Origin of the sequence: Spirillospora sp. NPDC048823, assembly GCF_043198445.1 — a bacterium.
Classification (GTDB): domain Bacteria; phylum Actinomycetota; class Actinomycetes; order Streptosporangiales; family Streptosporangiaceae; genus Spirillospora.
Genome location: NZ_JBICUT010000006.1, coordinates 102,464 through 117,471 on the forward strand (window position 1 = coordinate 102,464; position 15,008 = coordinate 117,471).

The 15,008-nt window shown below is 70.8% G+C and carries 15 protein-coding genes; 4 read left to right on the forward strand and 11 right to left on the reverse strand.

Going from position 1 to position 15,008, the window contains the following annotated elements; genetic code table 11:
• Positions 1–4: 4 nt before the first annotated feature.
• Genes ACGFK0_RS16090 through ACGFK0_RS16105 form a run of 4 tightly spaced genes read right to left on the reverse strand, consistent with a single transcriptional unit; the run spans position 5 to position 3,538 of the window.
• On the reverse strand, positions 5–721 hold the full coding sequence (locus tag ACGFK0_RS16090; RefSeq protein ID WP_392905375.1) for an ABC transporter permease: 717 nt from the start codon (positions 719–721) through the stop codon (positions 5–7).
• Positions 718–1,665, reverse strand: coding sequence for an ABC transporter ATP-binding protein (locus tag ACGFK0_RS16095; RefSeq protein WP_392905378.1), 948 nt, complete (start codon positions 1,663–1,665; stop codon positions 718–720). Before ACGFK0_RS16095 ends, ACGFK0_RS16090 begins: the two co-directional genes overlap by 4 nt.
• Before the next feature lie 53 nt (positions 1,666–1,718).
• Positions 1,719–2,597, reverse strand: a complete 879-nt coding sequence (locus tag ACGFK0_RS16100; protein WP_392905380.1) for an ABC transporter permease — start codon at positions 2,595–2,597, stop codon at positions 1,719–1,721.
• On the reverse strand, positions 2,594–3,538 hold the full coding sequence (locus ACGFK0_RS16105; protein WP_392905383.1) for an ABC transporter ATP-binding protein: 945 nt from the start codon (positions 3,536–3,538) through the stop codon (positions 2,594–2,596). Before ACGFK0_RS16105 ends, ACGFK0_RS16100 begins: the two co-directional genes overlap by 4 nt.
• Positions 3,539–3,709: 171 nt before the next feature.
• On the opposite strand from ACGFK0_RS16105, the gene ACGFK0_RS16110 reads away from it, so the two are divergent.
• A complete protein-coding gene (locus ACGFK0_RS16110; protein ID WP_392905386.1) occupies positions 3,710–4,402 on the forward strand; it encodes an HNH endonuclease family protein in 693 nt (230 codons plus the stop codon).
• On the opposite strand, the gene glmM is transcribed toward ACGFK0_RS16110, so the two are convergent.
• From glmM to rplM, 3 genes are all read right to left on the reverse strand, one after another.
• The gene (gene glmM, locus ACGFK0_RS16115; protein ID WP_392905388.1) at positions 4,399–5,742 is read right to left on the reverse strand and encodes a phosphoglucosamine mutase; all 1,344 of its coding nucleotides are present in this window, start codon (positions 5,740–5,742) and stop codon (positions 4,399–4,401) included. The two genes, ACGFK0_RS16110 and glmM, sit on opposite strands and share 4 nt — an antisense overlap.
• A 239-nt stretch (positions 5,743–5,981) precedes the next feature.
• Positions 5,982–6,500: a 30S ribosomal protein S9 gene (gene rpsI / locus ACGFK0_RS16120; protein ID WP_392905391.1), complete on the reverse strand. Its 519-nt coding sequence runs from the start codon at positions 6,498–6,500 to the stop codon at positions 5,982–5,984.
• Positions 6,501–6,600: 100 nt separating this feature from the next.
• Positions 6,601–7,053 (reverse strand): 50S ribosomal protein L13, encoded by a 453-nt coding sequence (rplM, locus tag ACGFK0_RS16125; RefSeq protein ID WP_358448831.1) that lies wholly within the window; start codon positions 7,051–7,053, stop codon positions 6,601–6,603.
• Between the two features lie 602 nt (positions 7,054–7,655).
• Here rplM and ACGFK0_RS16130 point away from each other — a divergent pair.
• The 3 genes from ACGFK0_RS16130 to ACGFK0_RS16140 all read left to right on the forward strand — a co-directional run bounded on the left by ACGFK0_RS16130 (position 7,656) and on the right by ACGFK0_RS16140 (position 11,421).
• Entirely contained in the window at positions 7,656–8,579 is a 924-nt protein-coding gene (locus tag ACGFK0_RS16130; RefSeq protein WP_392905394.1) for a CAP domain-containing protein, read from the forward strand.
• A 118-nt stretch (positions 8,580–8,697) separates the two neighbouring features.
• Positions 8,698–9,735 (forward strand): hypothetical protein, encoded by a 1,038-nt coding sequence (locus tag ACGFK0_RS16135; RefSeq protein WP_392905396.1) that lies wholly within the window; start codon positions 8,698–8,700, stop codon positions 9,733–9,735.
• Between the two features lie 24 nt (positions 9,736–9,759).
• The gene (locus ACGFK0_RS16140; RefSeq protein WP_392905398.1) at positions 9,760–11,421 is read left to right on the forward strand and encodes a hypothetical protein; all 1,662 of its coding nucleotides are present in this window, start codon (positions 9,760–9,762) and stop codon (positions 11,419–11,421) included.
• On the opposite strand, the gene truA is transcribed toward ACGFK0_RS16140, so the two are convergent.
• The 4 genes from truA to rpsD all read right to left on the reverse strand — a co-directional run bounded on the left by truA (position 11,418) and on the right by rpsD (position 15,002).
• Positions 11,418–12,305 (reverse strand): tRNA pseudouridine(38-40) synthase TruA, encoded by an 888-nt coding sequence (truA, locus tag ACGFK0_RS16145; RefSeq protein ID WP_392905401.1) that lies wholly within the window; start codon positions 12,303–12,305, stop codon positions 11,418–11,420. The genes ACGFK0_RS16140 and truA overlap by 4 nt on opposite strands.
• 324 nt (positions 12,306–12,629) lie before the next feature.
• Positions 12,630–13,148, reverse strand: a complete 519-nt coding sequence (gene rplQ / locus ACGFK0_RS16150) for a 50S ribosomal protein L17 (protein ID WP_392905403.1) — start codon at positions 13,146–13,148, stop codon at positions 12,630–12,632.
• 94 nt (positions 13,149–13,242) lie between these two features.
• A complete protein-coding gene (locus tag ACGFK0_RS16155; protein ID WP_392905405.1) occupies positions 13,243–14,256 on the reverse strand; it encodes a DNA-directed RNA polymerase subunit alpha in 1,014 nt (337 codons plus the stop codon).
• Positions 14,257–14,375: 119 nt separating this feature from the next.
• Positions 14,376–15,002: a 30S ribosomal protein S4 gene (rpsD, locus tag ACGFK0_RS16160; RefSeq protein ID WP_392905408.1), complete on the reverse strand. Its 627-nt coding sequence runs from the start codon at positions 15,000–15,002 to the stop codon at positions 14,376–14,378.
• Between the last annotated feature and the right edge of the window lie 6 nt (positions 15,003–15,008).

Here is a 15,008-nt window from a genome sequence, read left to right on the forward strand (position 1 = left end):
GGCGTCAGTCGGCGCTGGCGACGGGGAGGGTGCGGAGGCGGAAGGTCGCCAGGAGCGTCGCGGCGACGGCGACCAGGGCCAGCAGCGTGACGGCCAGGGGCAGGCCGACCGTCGACGTCACCGGCGACGCGTCCGTGAGGGCGTCGGTGAGCGACAAGGACCACTGCTGGACGGACGCCGACTTGGCGCCCGGCGCGAAGCTGCCGAGGAGGGTCTCCCAGACCAGCGCGTACAGCAGACCGATCGTGACGGCGTTGCGGCTCATGACGCCGAGGGCGACGAACACCGCGCTGTAGGTGACGCCGCCGGCCAGGACGCCGATCGCGAAAGCGGGCGTCACCTGCGCGGTCGTGCCGATCAGGACGAGACCCGCCAGCAGCGTCGGGACGACCGCGAACACCGTCACCAGGACGATCGCGACGACCAGCTTGGTCAGCACGACCACCTCGCGCGGGATCGGCTTCGTCAGCACGTACATGATCTGGCCGTCGTCGATCTCCGGCCCGATCACGCCCGTCCCGGCGATCAGCGCGAGCAGGGGCAGCAGGGTCGCGAGCCCGAAGTTCTGCAGGACGTGCGCCGAGAGGTCCAGGTCGTTGTTGCCGGTCGCGCGCAGGATGACCGACAGGACCAGCAGGAGCACCGGCAGGCCCAGCAGGAGCAGCGCCCGCTTGCGGCCGAGCATCGCCCGGAACGTGATCACCGCGATGGTCGGGTTCATCGTGCCACCAGGTAGGAGAAGACGCTTTCGAGGGACTCGTCCGCCGGGGAGACCTCCCAGAGGCGCACGTCCGCGTCGCGGGAGACCTGCGGGAGCAGCCAGGTGAAACGCTGGAAGTCGACGGCCTCGATCTGCAGGCCCTTGTCGGTGAGCTGCACGCTGCGGGCCGAGCCGTCCGCGATGATGGCGGCGGCGAGCCGGCGGTCGTCGGACGAGCGGACGAGGAATATGTGCGGCCGGTCGGTCATCAGCCGGCGGATCTTGCGGAAGTCGCCGGACGCGGCGTGCCGGCCGGCGACGATCACCTCGATGTGGCTGGCGAGCCGCTCCACCTCCTCCAGGATGTGGGAGGAGAACAGGATGGTGCGGCCCTCGTCGGCCATCCGGCGGATGAGGTCCATCAGCTGGAGCCGCTGCCGCGGGTCCATGCCGTTGAACGGCTCGTCCAGCAGCAGGACGGGCGGGTCGTGCACCAGGGCGGACGCCATCTTGATGCGCTGCTTCATGCCCTTGGAGTAGTTGCCGATCTGGCGTCCGGCGGCGTAGTCCATCTCCACCAGGCCGATCGCGCGGCGGGCGGCGGCGGACGGGTCGGGCAGCTTGTGCAGCTTCGCCATCGCGAGGATGAACTGCTCGCCGGTGAGGAAGTCGTAGGCGGCCTCCCGCTCCGGGACGAGGCCCAGGCTGCGGTAGACGCCCGGGTTCTGCCAGATCGGCGTCCCGTCCAGCGTGACGGTGCCGGACGACGCCGCGAGGAACCCGCCCATCATGTGGATGAGCGTCGACTTGCCCGCGCCGTTCGGGCCGAGGAGCCCGGTGACGCCCGGCCCGACCTTCATCGAGACGCCGTTGACGGCGACGACGTTGCCGTACCAGCGAGACACGTTCTCCAGAACCAGCTCACTCGGACGCCGCGCCACACCCCCCGGCTCGCTCCGCTCCATCGGATGCCCTGTGGGGGGACGACCCCCCACACCCCCCGGCTCGCTCCGCTCGTTCATGAGAGGCCCGCCTTCCGGAAACGGCGGTACAGGACCGCGATCGAGCCGGCGACGATGACGGCGCACAGCGCCAGCGCGACGACGCCGCCGGTGACGCCGGGCGCGATGCCGGGCGAGGACGACTCGGCGCCGAGCAACCTGACCTGGACGATGTCCACCAGGTTGAACGGGGCCGCCAGCCCGATCCAGCCCTGGAGGGTGAAGTTGGTCCGCGCCTCGGCGATCCCCTGGACGATGCCGACGAACGCGGTGCTGAGCATGTAGACGGCGATGACCGCGGCGACGCCGAAGCCGCGCCGCGGGGTGAACGCCGCGACCACCATCCCGATCGCCGACAGGACGAGCGCGTACAGCACGCAGCCGACCAGGGCGCCGAGGTACTCCAGGAGCTGCTGCCCCGAATCGGGCGCCTTGGCGACGAGACCGCCGACGTACAGGAGGGTGACGGGCGCCGCCATCAGAGCGAACAGCGCGGTCGCCATCGCGGCGCCCTTCGCCAGGACGAAGTCGAGGTGCCCGACGGGTCGCGAGAAGTACAGCGGGATGACGTGGAAGCGCACCTCCCGCGAGGCCAGCACCGGCGCCTGCGTGGCCAGGAAGATCGCCACGATGACCTGCATGACGTTGGCGTACGCGGAGTACGGGATCAGCGCGTCGTCCTCCTTGGTGAAGGCGAACGCGGCGACCGACCCGGCGGCGGGCAGCATCATGAGGCCCGCGACCAGAAACGGCATGATCTTCGCGCGGGCGGGCCGGCCGAGACCGAAGGCGGCGCGCAGGTTGTGGACGTACAGGGACCGCAGCACGTAGGCGCGGCCGTTGCGGCGGCCCTCGTAGTGGCGGTAGCCGATGTCGTGGATCGTGCTGGTGCTCATCGGTACGCCTCCTGCGGGACGGTTCCGGCCGCCTGCGCTCCAGGAGCGTCCGCCTGGAAGACCTCTTCGATGTGGTGGCGGCGCTGCTCCATCCGGATCAGCCGCAGCCCCAGGTCGGCGACGCCGTCGCGGATCAGGTCGTAGGTCGTCTCCCCGGCGATGTCGACGACGAGGAACCGGCCCTCCGGGTGGACGGACACGCCCTGGTCGTAGAGGTGCTGCCCGAGCGTGTCGCGTCCCTCGTCCACCTCGACGGTGAGGACGCCGCTGGCGGTCGTGTACGCCTCGACGGCCTGGGAGCGCAGCAGCTTCCCGCCGTCGATGATGACGACGTGGTCGCAGACCCGTTCCAGCTCGCCCAGCAGGTGGGACGTGACGAGGACGCTGATCCCGAACTCGGCGCCGATGCGGCGGATCAGGTCGAGCATCTCGTCGCGTCCGGCGGGGTCGAGGCCGTTGGTGGGCTCGTCCAGGAACACGAGCTTCGGGTCGTGGACGAGGGCCTGCGCGAGCTTCACCCGCTGCCGCATCCCGGTGGAGTACCCGCCGATGGGGCGGTAGCGCTCCTCGTACAGGCCGACATGCCGGAGCGTGTCGGCGGCGCGTTCGCGGGCCGCGGTCGGGGGCAGCCCGCACATCCGGGCCATGTGCACGACGAACTCCGTCGCGGACACGTCCGGGGGCAGGCACTCGTACTCGGGCATGAACCCGACGCTCTCCCGGATCCGCAGGCCCTCGCGCGCGATGTCGAGGCCGAGGACGGTCGCGGTGCCGGACGTCGGCGGCAGCAGCCCGAGCAGGATCTTGATGAGGGTCGACTTGCCGGCGCCGTTGGCGCCGACCAGCCCGACGACGCCCGGCTCGACGGCCACGGAGAGGTCGTCCAGGGCGGTCACCCGGGGGAACCTCATCGTCAGGCCCTGGGTGGCGATGATCGGCATGGTTACGAACCTAGCGTCTGGCAGGACGCGGCACGTCAACCTAAAGGGCGATACAGAGGGGCCATTGGTCCGCCGCCGGATCGACCTAAGTTCGCCCCCTGGTCCCACACCGATCCATGCGGTTTGATCGACTATCTGGGTAGATGTCGATAGATACCGGGTGGTGAGGGCATGGTGCGGACGGCCGTGCGTACGGCTGTGGCGGGCCTCGCGCTCGCCGTCCCGCTGGCGGCGGGCTGCGACGCCGGCGTGGGTCTCTCGGAGAGCGGTTCCCCGCCGTCGGGCGGTACCGGGTCCTCGGGCGGCGCCGGGCCCTCGTCCGGCGACGAGGCCCGTGCCCGCGCCGCCCTTTCCGGGCTGAAGATCGCGTCCGAGGGCGGCGGCGACGGCTACGAGCGCGAAAAGTTCGGGACGCGCTGGAAGGACATCGACCGCAACGGCTGCGACCAGCGCAACGATGTCCTCGCCCGCGACCTGGCGGACGTCGGCAAGAGGGGCGACTGCGTCGTCATGACCGGCCGCCTCCGCGACCCCTACACCGGCAAGGACATCACCTTCGCCAAGAAGGACGCCGCCGAGGTCCAGATCGACCACGTCTACCCGCTCGCGCTCGCCTGGCGGATGGGCGCCTCAGACTGGAGCGAGGACGAGCGGGAGAAGTTCGCCAACGACCACGGCAACCTCCTCGCCGTGTGGGGCGTGCCCAACCGGCAGAAGAGCGACTCCGGGCCCGGCGAATGGAAGCCGCAGAAGAGCTTCCAGTGCGCTTACGCGATCAGGTACATCGCCGTCGCCGACAAGTACGCACTGCCCGTGACCCGCGCCGACCACGCCGCCCTCCAGGACTTCCTCGGACGCTGTTAGCCCAGCGCGGTGCGGACGACGCCGGCGAGGTGTTCGGCGACCGACTGCGCCTGGTCCTGCGACGCCGCCTCGACCATCACGCGGACCATCGGCTCGGTGCCGCTGGGCCTGATCAGCACCCGTCCCGTGTCGCCGAGGCCCTCCTCGGCTGCGGCGACGGCCGCGGCCAGTTCCGGCGACGTCTTCGCCTGGGACTTGTCGACGTTCCGGACGTTGATGAGCACCTGCGGCAGCCGCGTCATCACCTTCGTCAACTCGTCCAGCGGACGGCCCCGGCGGACCATCGCGGCGAGCAGGTGCAGGCCGGTCAGGACGCCGTCGCCGGTCGTGGCGTGGTCCAGCATGATCACGTGGCCGGACTGCTCGCCACCGAAGCCGAAACCGCCCTCTTTCATCGCCTCCAGGACGTACCGGTCACCGACCGCGGTCTCCACCACGGCGATCCCGGCCTCACGCATCGCGAGCTTGAACCCGAGGTTCGACATCACGGTCGCGACCACGGTATCGGCGGCCAGCGACCCCGCCTCCCGCAGGTCCAGCGCCAGGATCGCCATGATCTGGTCGCCGTCCACGACCTCGCCGGACGCCGTCACGGCCAGGCAGCGGTCGGCGTCGCCGTCGTTCGCGATGCCCGCGTCGGCGCCGTGCTCCTCGACGGCTTTGCGCAGCGCGTCGAGGTTCGTGGAGCCGCAGCCGGAGTTGATGTTCAGGCCGTCCGGCGCCGTCCCGATCGTGAACACCTCCGCGCCGGCGCGGCGCAGCGCCTCCGGCGCCACATCGCAGGACGCGCCGTTGGCGCAGTCGACCACGACCCGCAGGCCGTCCAGCGACACCGGGAGCGTCGACAGCAGGTGCGCCACATACTGCTCGACCGCGCCGTGCGCATCCCGGACCCGGCCCACTCCGGCGCCGGTCGGCGGGTCCCACACCTCGCCGAGCCGCGCCTCGATGCGGTCCTCGATCTCGTCCGGCAGCTTGTATCCGCTGCGGTCGAAGAACTTGATGCCGTTGTCGGGGGCCGGGTTGTGCGACGCCGACAGCATCGCGCCGAGATCGGCGTCCAGTGCGTGCGTCAGATACGCGACGGCGGGCGTCGGCAGCACGCCGAGGCGCAGTACGTCCACCCCGGAACTCGCCAGGCCCGCCACCACGGCCGCCTCAAGGAACTCGCCGGAGGCCCGCGGGTCGCGCCCGACCACCGCGAGCGGCCGGTGACCTTTGAAGGCGCCCTGTTCGCCCAGCACCCGCGCCGCCGCGATGGACAGGTCCATGACGAGCGGGGCGGTCAGATCGCGGTTGGCGAGCCCTCGCACGCCATCGGTCCCGAACAGACGAGCCACAGTTCAACTCCCGATAGGACGAAAACCGCGCGGACGGGAAGCCGGGGTCACACCCCGCCGCGCCGCGCGGTGAGATCTGGTGGGCACCGAGTCTGCCATCCGTGTGCGGCGCACGCGGCCGCGATGACGGAGCCGGCCTCGGACGGAGCCCGGAGAACAGGACGAGCCGCCGCACCCGGTCCGCCGGCCCACGCGGGCCGGCGGTTGGAAACCACGGGTGCGACGGCTCGTACCGTCGATCAACGCTTGCTGTACTGGGGAGCCTTACGGGCCTTCTTGAGACCGGCCTTCTTGCGCTCCGGCACCCGCGCGTCACGGGTGAGGAAGCCGGCCTTCTTCAGCGCCGGGCGGTGCTCGATGTTCGCGAACTGCAGCGCGCGGGAGATGCCGAGACGCAGCGCACCGGCCTGGCCGGTGGTGCCGCCGCCGTTGACGCGCGCGAGCACGTCGAACTGTCCCTCCAGGCTCAGCAGCACGAACGGCTCGTTCACGATCTGCTGGTGGACCTTGTTCGGGAAGTACTGGTCCAGGGTACGGCCGTTGATCTTCCACTGGCCGGTGCCGGGGACGATGCGGACCCGTGCGATGGCCTGCTTGCGGCGGCCGGTGCCGGCGGCGGGGCCGGTCGCGACGGGCTGGCCGAGGAAGCTCTCTCCGGCGGCCTCGGGCGTCTCGGTGCTGTACTCGGACGGCGCGTCCTCGTACGACTCGACCTGCTCGGTGCCGGCCTCGGCGCCCGGCTCGGTGGTTTCGTCCACGGTTCTCCTTGGGTTTTCTAGCCAGGGCGGCTGGCCCGTCCTGCGGGTGCCCCGGCGGCCTCGGGTTCCAGGATGCGCACGATCGGCTCGTGCGCGGATGTCACTTGCTGATCTGGCTGATCTGGGTGATCTCGAACGGAACCGGCTTCTGCGCCTGGTGCGGGTGGTCCGGCCCGGCGTAGACCTTCACCTTGCCGAACATCTTCCGGCCGAGGGAGTTCTTGGGCAGCATGCCCTTGATCGCCTTCTCGACGGCGCGCTCGGGGTTCTTGGCCAGCAGCTCGGTGTAGGACACCGAACGCAGGCCGCCCGGGTAGCCGGAGTGCCGGTAGGCCCGCTTGCGCTCGGCCTTGTTGCCGGACAGCGACACCTTGTCGGCGTTCACGATGACGACGAAGTCACCGGTGTCGAGATGCGGAGCGTAGATCGGCTTGTGCTTACCCCGAAGCAGCTGCGCGACCTGACTGGCGAGACGGCCCAGCACGACATCGGTCGCGTCGATGACGTACCACTGACGCTGGACGTCAGCGGGCTTAGGGGTGTACGTGCGCACGGTCGTAGGCCTTCGTTTCTCGTCGACTTCTCAGCGGTTTCGGTCCTCGCCCACCCTTGCGGGCGGGTGATAGTTCTCAGCGGAATCCTGCTCGCGCCGATCAGAAACCTCGTCCGACCTGGCGCTCCGGGAGGCCGGCGCCCGTACCGGCGCCCACGCCTGCAGCGCGAGCACTCCGGGGCACACCGACACGTCGTCGCGTCGCCTGGACGCCCGCACCGCGCAGGCGTCGACGCACACAACAAAGACGCAGAATACCTGGCCGCGCAGAGAAGAGCAAAGCAGCGACGCGGCCGCCGCGGCGGGCCCGCGTACACGGCCGTCAAGGCGGTGACATCGCCTTCTCGACGGTTCCAGCCCTCCCGGTGGACGGTCGGCACCCTGATGATCACACTATGTAGTGGTTTCGATCTTTTTCGGGCGATCTCCGTTACCGGATGTACATAAGACGATATTGTCCCCGGCGACCAGGTCCACGCCGGCTCCGGCCGGCCCGCACACGGGAGCCCCCGCTGTCTACTCCCCGCAGACCAGGCGAACCCGCCGGACGCCGCCGCCCCGGACACACCGGGCGGGACGGCGCCGCACCCCGTGACGCCGCCATGCGCGGCCCCTACCCCTCGCGCGACGAACTCGTCGCCGGTGGGCCGCGCCGCACCGGTTCCCACGCGGGACCGCCTGCCGGCGGCGGCCGCCGGCCCCAGGGCGGCAGGCCCCCGGGCGGCCGGCCGCCGGGCAAGGGACGCAAGCGTTCCCGGGCGAAGGGCATGACCGGCATCGTGGTGGCCGTCACCGCGTCCGGCCTCGCCATCAGCACCGGCGTGGCGATCGACCGTTTCCTGCTGCCCGAACTCCGGTCCGAGCGGACGTCCGCGTCCGGGCCCGACACGCGGCCGTCCACCGTGATCCCGCCCGGTCCGCAGAGCGACCCGTCGACCACCCCCGAGACGGCCGGCGCGGGCGGTGCGCGGCCGTCCAGCGCCCCGGCGCCGACCGCGGACGTGCAGACGCCGCCGCTGAAGGCGATGCGCGACCCGAGCCGCCCGACCGCCGAGCCGTCCAAGTCCGGTGAGCCTCCGGCGTCGAGCAGCAAGCCGTCCAGTGGCGGCACCTCCTCCGGAGGCTCGGGTGGCTCGTCCACGGGATCGTCCGGCGCCGAGACGGCCGTGGTGTCGCTCACCAACTCCGAGCGCGCCAAGGCCGGCTGCAAGCCGCTGCACATCGACCAGCGGCTCGTCACCTCGGCCCGGAAGCACTCCGCCGACATGGCCGCCAACAACTACTTCTCGCACACGTCGCAGAACGGCGACAGCCCGTGGAAGCGGATGGAGGCCGCCGGCTACCCGAGCCCCGGCGCGGAGAACATCGCCAAGGGCTACCCCACCCCGGCGGCCGTGATGGAGGGCTGGATGAACAGCCCGGGGCACCGGGCCAACATCCTGAACTGCGACCTGCGCGCCATCGGCGTGGGCAAGGCATCCGGCTCCGGCGGGCCCCTGTGGACGCAGAACTTCGGCTGGAAGTGACCCGCCACCGCTCCGGCAGGTGACCTTCGGCAAATCACCGGCGTCCGATTCGCCCCCATGTCATGGTGGGTGTTCCGAAGGTCCAGAGTCCTGAACGAGGAACGGTAAGGTCCAACCCATGGGTTATCCGGGCGATCAAGGCAAGCCCGGCGGCCGGCCTCACCGGCAGCCGCCGCACACGCCGTACGGACCCGGAGCCGAAGCGCCGCCGTACGGCCATGCCGGCAACGAAGCCCCGTTCGCGCCACGCGATGCGGGGCCCGGCGCGATGCCGCCAGGCGGCGGCCCGCCGGGCGGGCCGTTCGGCGGCGAGCCCTTCGACGGAGACCAGTTCGACGGGGACCAGTTCGACGGGGACCGGTTCGAGGACCCCTACGGTGCCGCCGCGGGCCTGCCGCCCATGCCGTCCGGGCCGCCCCCGCCGGAACGGCGCCGCAACCTGCCACTGATCATCGGTGGCGCGGCGGTCGCGGGGCTCCTGCTCATCGCCGGCGGCATCGGACTGTCGTCGGTGCTGGAGGGCGACTCCGAGCCGGAGGACGCGAAACCGTCCCAGGCCGCGACGCCGACGCCCACGCCGAGCCCCACGAAGCCCGTCCTGGCGGCGGTCAAGCTCAAGAACCGCATCACCGACCCCAAGCCGCTGACGGCCAAGGAGGTCTTCGGCAACGGGAAGTTCGAGGCGCGCGGTCACAAGTACGTGCGGACGGCCGTCAGCTCCAAGAAGAGCTGCACCGGCGTCGTCGGCGGCAGGGCCCTGGAGAAGGCCCTCAAGCAGGGCGACTGCACGCAGGCGCTGCGCGCGACCTACGCGCTGACGAAGGGCCAGCTCATCGGCACCGTCGGCGTGTTCAACCTCGAGACCGAGGCCGCCGCCGCGAAGGCCGTGAAGGCCGCCGCCGACAAGGACGCCTTCCTGCAGGCACTGCCGGGCAAGGGCATCACCAGGACCAACGGCAGGGGCGAGGCGCTCGGCACCTCGCAGGCCCGCGGCCACTACCTGCTCATGACGTGGGTACAGCGGCCGGACGGCAAGAAGATCGCAAAGAAGTACCATGATGCCGTCCGCATCTTCGGTGTGGAGATGGTGAAGGGCAGCAACCTGGCGCTGGCCCTGCACTACAGGGAAACCGAAGGCAAGCCCCTCCAAAAGTGACCGGTTTGAATACCCTCTCTGCCTATGTCTGGACCTAGAGACACCCGGGACTCCGCCGAGCAGGCGGGGACGTCCGCCGTCCCCGCCGACTCGGTGCCGCCCAGCTTCGGCGGCGCGGTCCCCCCGGCCGACCCGCCTCCGGCGGACGCCGTGCCGCCCGCCGGCGAGGCGGAGCCCACGGCGTCCGCATCCATCCGGCTGCCCGCGTTCGGCCTGCAGGCCCCATGGTGGGCCGCCGAATCCTCGGAAACGGCCCCGCCCGCCGAAGAGGCGCCCGCCGAAGCCCCGGTCCCGGAGGAGGCATCCGCCGAGGCATCGGACGACGAGATCGTCTTCGGTGCCGGCGAACCCGCCGCGGACGGTCCGGTCGGCCCCGAGGCCACCGGTGTCCCGCCCGGGACGCTCGTCGCCGGAGTCGGCGTCCCCAACATCGACTCCCGCCGGGCCGTCCCCGCCGAGCCGATCGTCAAGCGCCCTTTGGCGGACGGCGACACCGACCCCGACGGTTTCTCCGCCGTCCAACCGGACGACGGCGCACCGGCGAACGCCGGCGATGAATCCCCGGACGCCCCCGAACACGAAAAGACAGAGGACGAAGCCGCAGTGGACGACACCGTCGTGAAGAACGCGGCGGAAGACCGCCCCTCCGAGGCGGCCCCGCTCTCCGAAGCGACGGCGGCCGCGACGGCGGAGACCGCGGAGCCCTCGGCCTTCGAGAAGGCCAAGCAGGCGGAGGACGCGTCCGCCGCTTCGCTCGGGCCGGTCCTCGAACCGGACGCGATCCTGCCGGTCGGCGTCACGCCGCCCACCGGCAGCGGACCGTTCCCGCAGGCCGAGCCGTCCGAGGAAGCCGCGGTGACCGCCGAGCAGGCCGCCGTGATCGCGCCGATCTACCACGTGGAGGGCGGCGTCCCGCTCGACACGCCGCCACCGCCCGGCGGGCCTCCCCCCGCCACGCCCAAGAGCGGCGGCGGCAAGCGCCGGCCGCTGCTGATCGGCGGTGGCGCGGCGGTGATCCTCGCGGCGGCCGTCGCCCTGTTCACCATCGGCGGGACGGACTCCAGCGGCGACCAGGCCACGGACGTGAAGGCCACCGAGTCACCGGCCGCGGCGAAGCCCACCCCGGCGGACACGCCGTCCCCCGCCCCGCCCATCCCCACCACGGGTGTGGACATCACCAACGAGCGGACCGACACCAAGCCGCTCGCGTTCAAGGACGTGTTCCCCACCGGGGTCGTCAAGCTCGGCGGGCGGACCTTCGCCCTCGACCGCTGGTCGCTCAACCGTGACGTGTCGTACGCGGCCAGGGGCTCCATGCTCCAGGTGCTCACCCAGGAGAAATGCCGCAAGATCATCCGTGCGACGTTCATCGACCGGTCCCGGTCGCTGGCCGTCACGTCCGGGATCGCGGTCATGCCGACGAAGGAGTCCGCGCTCAGGGTCAGCCAGGCCGGGGACCCCGCCCGGTACGAGTGGTTCCGCGGCATGGGCAGCAAGCACAACCCCGACCTGGACCGGGCGGGCGGGTACGCCGCCGCGACGGTCCGCGGACGGTACGTCGCCTACGCCTACGTCCAGTGGGCGAACGGCAAGAACGCCCAGCCCGGCGACCCGGTGATCAAGCAGGCGGCCCAGCAGTTCCTGGACTACGACCTCCGCCCGATCATGGCCCGCGCCCGCGGCTAGCCCCGCGCCTCCAGGTCGGTCGCCGCCGGGGTCGGCTCCGCGCCGGCCGCGGCGGCGGCGTTGAGCGTCCGGACGCGGCGCGTCTCCTGCGCGCGCCTGGCCAGGCTGTCGTCGTCCGGGTAGCGGATCTCCTCCAGCGACAGCCCGTGCGCGGACACCACGGTCACCCCCGAGTCGCGGACGCGGGCGGCCAGCACCTCGGCGGGCCACTCGACCTCGCGGCGGCCGTCCCCGACCATCAGCAGCGCACCGATGAGCGCGCGGACCATCGAATGGCAGAACGCGTCCGCCTCCACGGTCGCGAGAGCGAGATACGGGTCGCGCTCATCGCGGGCCCACTCGTAGCGCAGCAGTTCCCGGATGGTCGTCGCGCCCTCCCGCCTGCGGCAGTACGCGGCGAAGTCGGCCTCCCCCACCAAGCGCCGCGCGGCCTCGTTCATCCGATCCAGGTTCAGCGGACGCGGATGCCACAGCACGTCGTGGCGGCGCAGCGGCTCCACACCGAACGGGTTGTCGCACACCCGGTACACGTAGCGGCGCGACAGTGCCGAGAACCGCGCGTCGAACCCCTCCGGGGCGATCGACACGCGCCATACCCGCACATCGGGCGGCAGCAGCCCCGCGAGGCGGCGCGGCATCGTCCCGTTGATCGCCGAGTACGCCGCGACGGGCACCACCAGATGGGCGACCTGCCCCCGGGCATGGACGCCGGCGTCCGTACGGCCGGCGACGGTGAGCATGGGCGGCGGGTCCAGGCGCAGCATGCGCGCCAGCGCGTCCTCGATGACGCCCTGGACGGTGCGCTGGTTCGGCTGTCTCGCCCAGCCCGCGAAGTCCGACCCGTCGTAGGAGATGTCGAGCCGGAGTCGTACAAGAGCGGTCATGTCAGCCGATTGATCCTTTTGCGTCACTGCCTGTTCCGTTCCCCCATGAGCCGCTCCGCTCGATGGGCACTCCCCTGACACGCTCGCCAGCGATGCGTCGCCCCCCTGACATGACCATGTGATCAAGTCTGGCAAATGTAAGGCCCGCCGTCCCGGAGGGGGAGCGGCGGGCCTCTTCATCATGTCGGCCGAAACCGTCAACGCAATGGCCAAGGGGATCGGCGACCCCGCACGCGCGGGGAGCAATCCTCCAGCGACAGCCCTTCTGCGGGCGCCACGGGACCGTCCCCACGTAGGCGGGAGGCACCCTTGGCAATCAGGGCTTTACTTAGCGTCGCCCTCGTTGTCTTCGTCGTCCCCGGCTTCCGCCGCCTCGGCCTTGGTGTCCTTGGCCTCGGGCTCGGCCTTGCTGAGGGTGACGTCACCCTCGGCGGGAAGCTCTTCCTCGCTGAGCTCCGGCGCCGGGGCGGCCTTGGCTGCCGGCATCTGCTCCTGCACCAGCTCGATCACGGCCATCGGGGCGTTGTCGCCCTTCCGCGGACCGATCTTGGTGATGCGGGTGTAGCCGCCGGGACGGTCGGCGAAACGCGGCGCGATCTCGGTGAAGAGCTCGTGCAGGACGCCCTTGTCGCGGATCGTCCTCGCCGCAAGGCGACGGTTGTGCAGGTCGCCCTTCTTCGCCTTGGTGATCAGCTTCTCCGCCAGCGGACGCACCCGCCGGGCCTTGGCCTCGGTGGTGGTGATCCGGCCGTGCTCGAACAGCGCGGTCGCCAGGTTCGCCAGCATCAGCTTCTGGTGCGCAGCGCTGCCGCCGAGGCGGGCGCCCTTGGTGGGCTTGGGCATGGTGCTTCCTTTCTGCGCCGGCCGTACCAGGTACCGGCGTCAGCTGGTTCCGGACGGCCGGGGAACGCGCCCCCGGCCGCCGGAATCGGGTTTGTCAGTACTGCTCGGTCTCGGCGTAGCTCTGGTCGTCGTCGCCGTAGTTGTCCGCCGCCGCACTCGGGTCGAATCCGGGCGGGGAGTCCTTCAGCGACAGGCCCATGTCGTTGAGCTTCTGCTTGACCTCTTCGATCGACTTGGCGCCGAAGTTGCGGATGTCGAGCAGGTCCTGCTCACTGCGGGCGACGAGCTCGCCCACCGAGTGGATGCCCTCGCGCTTGAGGCAGTTGTAGGAGCGGACCGTGAGGTTCAGCTCCTCGATCGGCAGGGCCAGGTCCGCGGCGAGCGCGGCGTCCGTCGGGGACGGGCCCATGTCGATGCCCTCGGCCTCGACGTTGAGCTCCCGGGCGAGGCCGAACAGCTCGACGAGGGTCTTGCCGGCGGAGGCGACCGCGTCGCGCGGCAGCATCGACTGCTTGGTCTCCACGTCCAGGATGAGGCGGTCGAAGTCGGTGCGCTGCTCGACTCGGGTCGCCTCGACCTTGTAGGTGACCTTCAGCACGGGCGAGTAGATGGAGTCGATCGGGATCCGGCCGATCTCCTGGCCCGGCTGCTTGTTCTGCGCGGCCGAGACGTAGCCGCGGCCGCGCTCGACCGTCAGCTCCATCTCCAGCTTGGCCTTGTTGTTCAGCGTGGCGATGTGCAGGTCCGGGTTGTGGACCTCGACGCCCGCCGGCGGCGCGATGTCGGCCGCGGTCACCTCGCCCGGGCCCTGCTTGCGCAGGTACATGACGACGGGCTCGTCGTGCTCGGACGAGACGACGAGCTCCTTGAGGTTCAGGATGATGTCGGTGACATCCTCCTTGACCCCGGGCACGGTGGAGAACTCGTGCAGGACGCCCTCGATCCGGATGCTGGTGACGGCCGCACCGGGGATCGAGGAGAGCAGGGTACGACGCAGCGAGTTGCCGATCGTGTAGCCGAAGCCCGGCTCCAGCGGCTCGATGGTGAACCGCGACCGGTACTCGTCGACCTGCTCTTCGGTGAGAGTGGGACGCTGAGCGATGAGCATGGTGGTGCCTTCTTTCCGCGGTGCCCGCTATTTGACTACCGCAGTGTTCTCTTGAGTGTTCCCCGAACCGCCGGGATCCCACGGGACGAACCGCAGAATCCCGGCGGGAGGCAGAGCTCCTACTTGGAGTAGAGCTCGACGATCAGCTGCTCCTGGACGGGAGCGTCGATCTGCTGCCGGACCGGCATCGAGTGCACGAGGATCCGCATCTTCTCGCCGTCCACCCCGAGCCACGCCGGGACGGGACGGTCGCCGACCTCGGCCTTGGCGACCTGGAACGGCGTCATCTCCATCGACTTGGGCTTGACGTCGACGATGTCGGCCTCGCCCACCAGGGCCGACGGGATGTCGACCTTCTTGCCGTTGACCCGGATGTGGCCGTGGCGGATGAGCTGACGGGCCATGTCGCGCGACTTGGCGAAGCCCGCGCGGTAGACCACGTTGTCGAGGCGGCGCTCCAGGAGCGTGAGCAGGTTGTCACCCGTCTTGCCCTGCTGGCGGTTGGCCTCGACGTAGTAGTTGCTGAACTGCCGCTCCAGGACGCCGTAGATGCGCTTTGCCTTCTGCTTCTCACGGAGCTGCAGGAGGTACTCGGTCTCCTTCGGCCGACCGCGGCCGTGCTCACCCGGAGGGTAAGGACGGATCTCGATCGGGCACTTGGGGCCCTCGCACTTGCTGCCCTTGAGGAACAGCTTCATCTTCTCGCGGCGGCAGAGCTTGCAGTCCGCACCGGTGTAACGAGCCATTGTTCT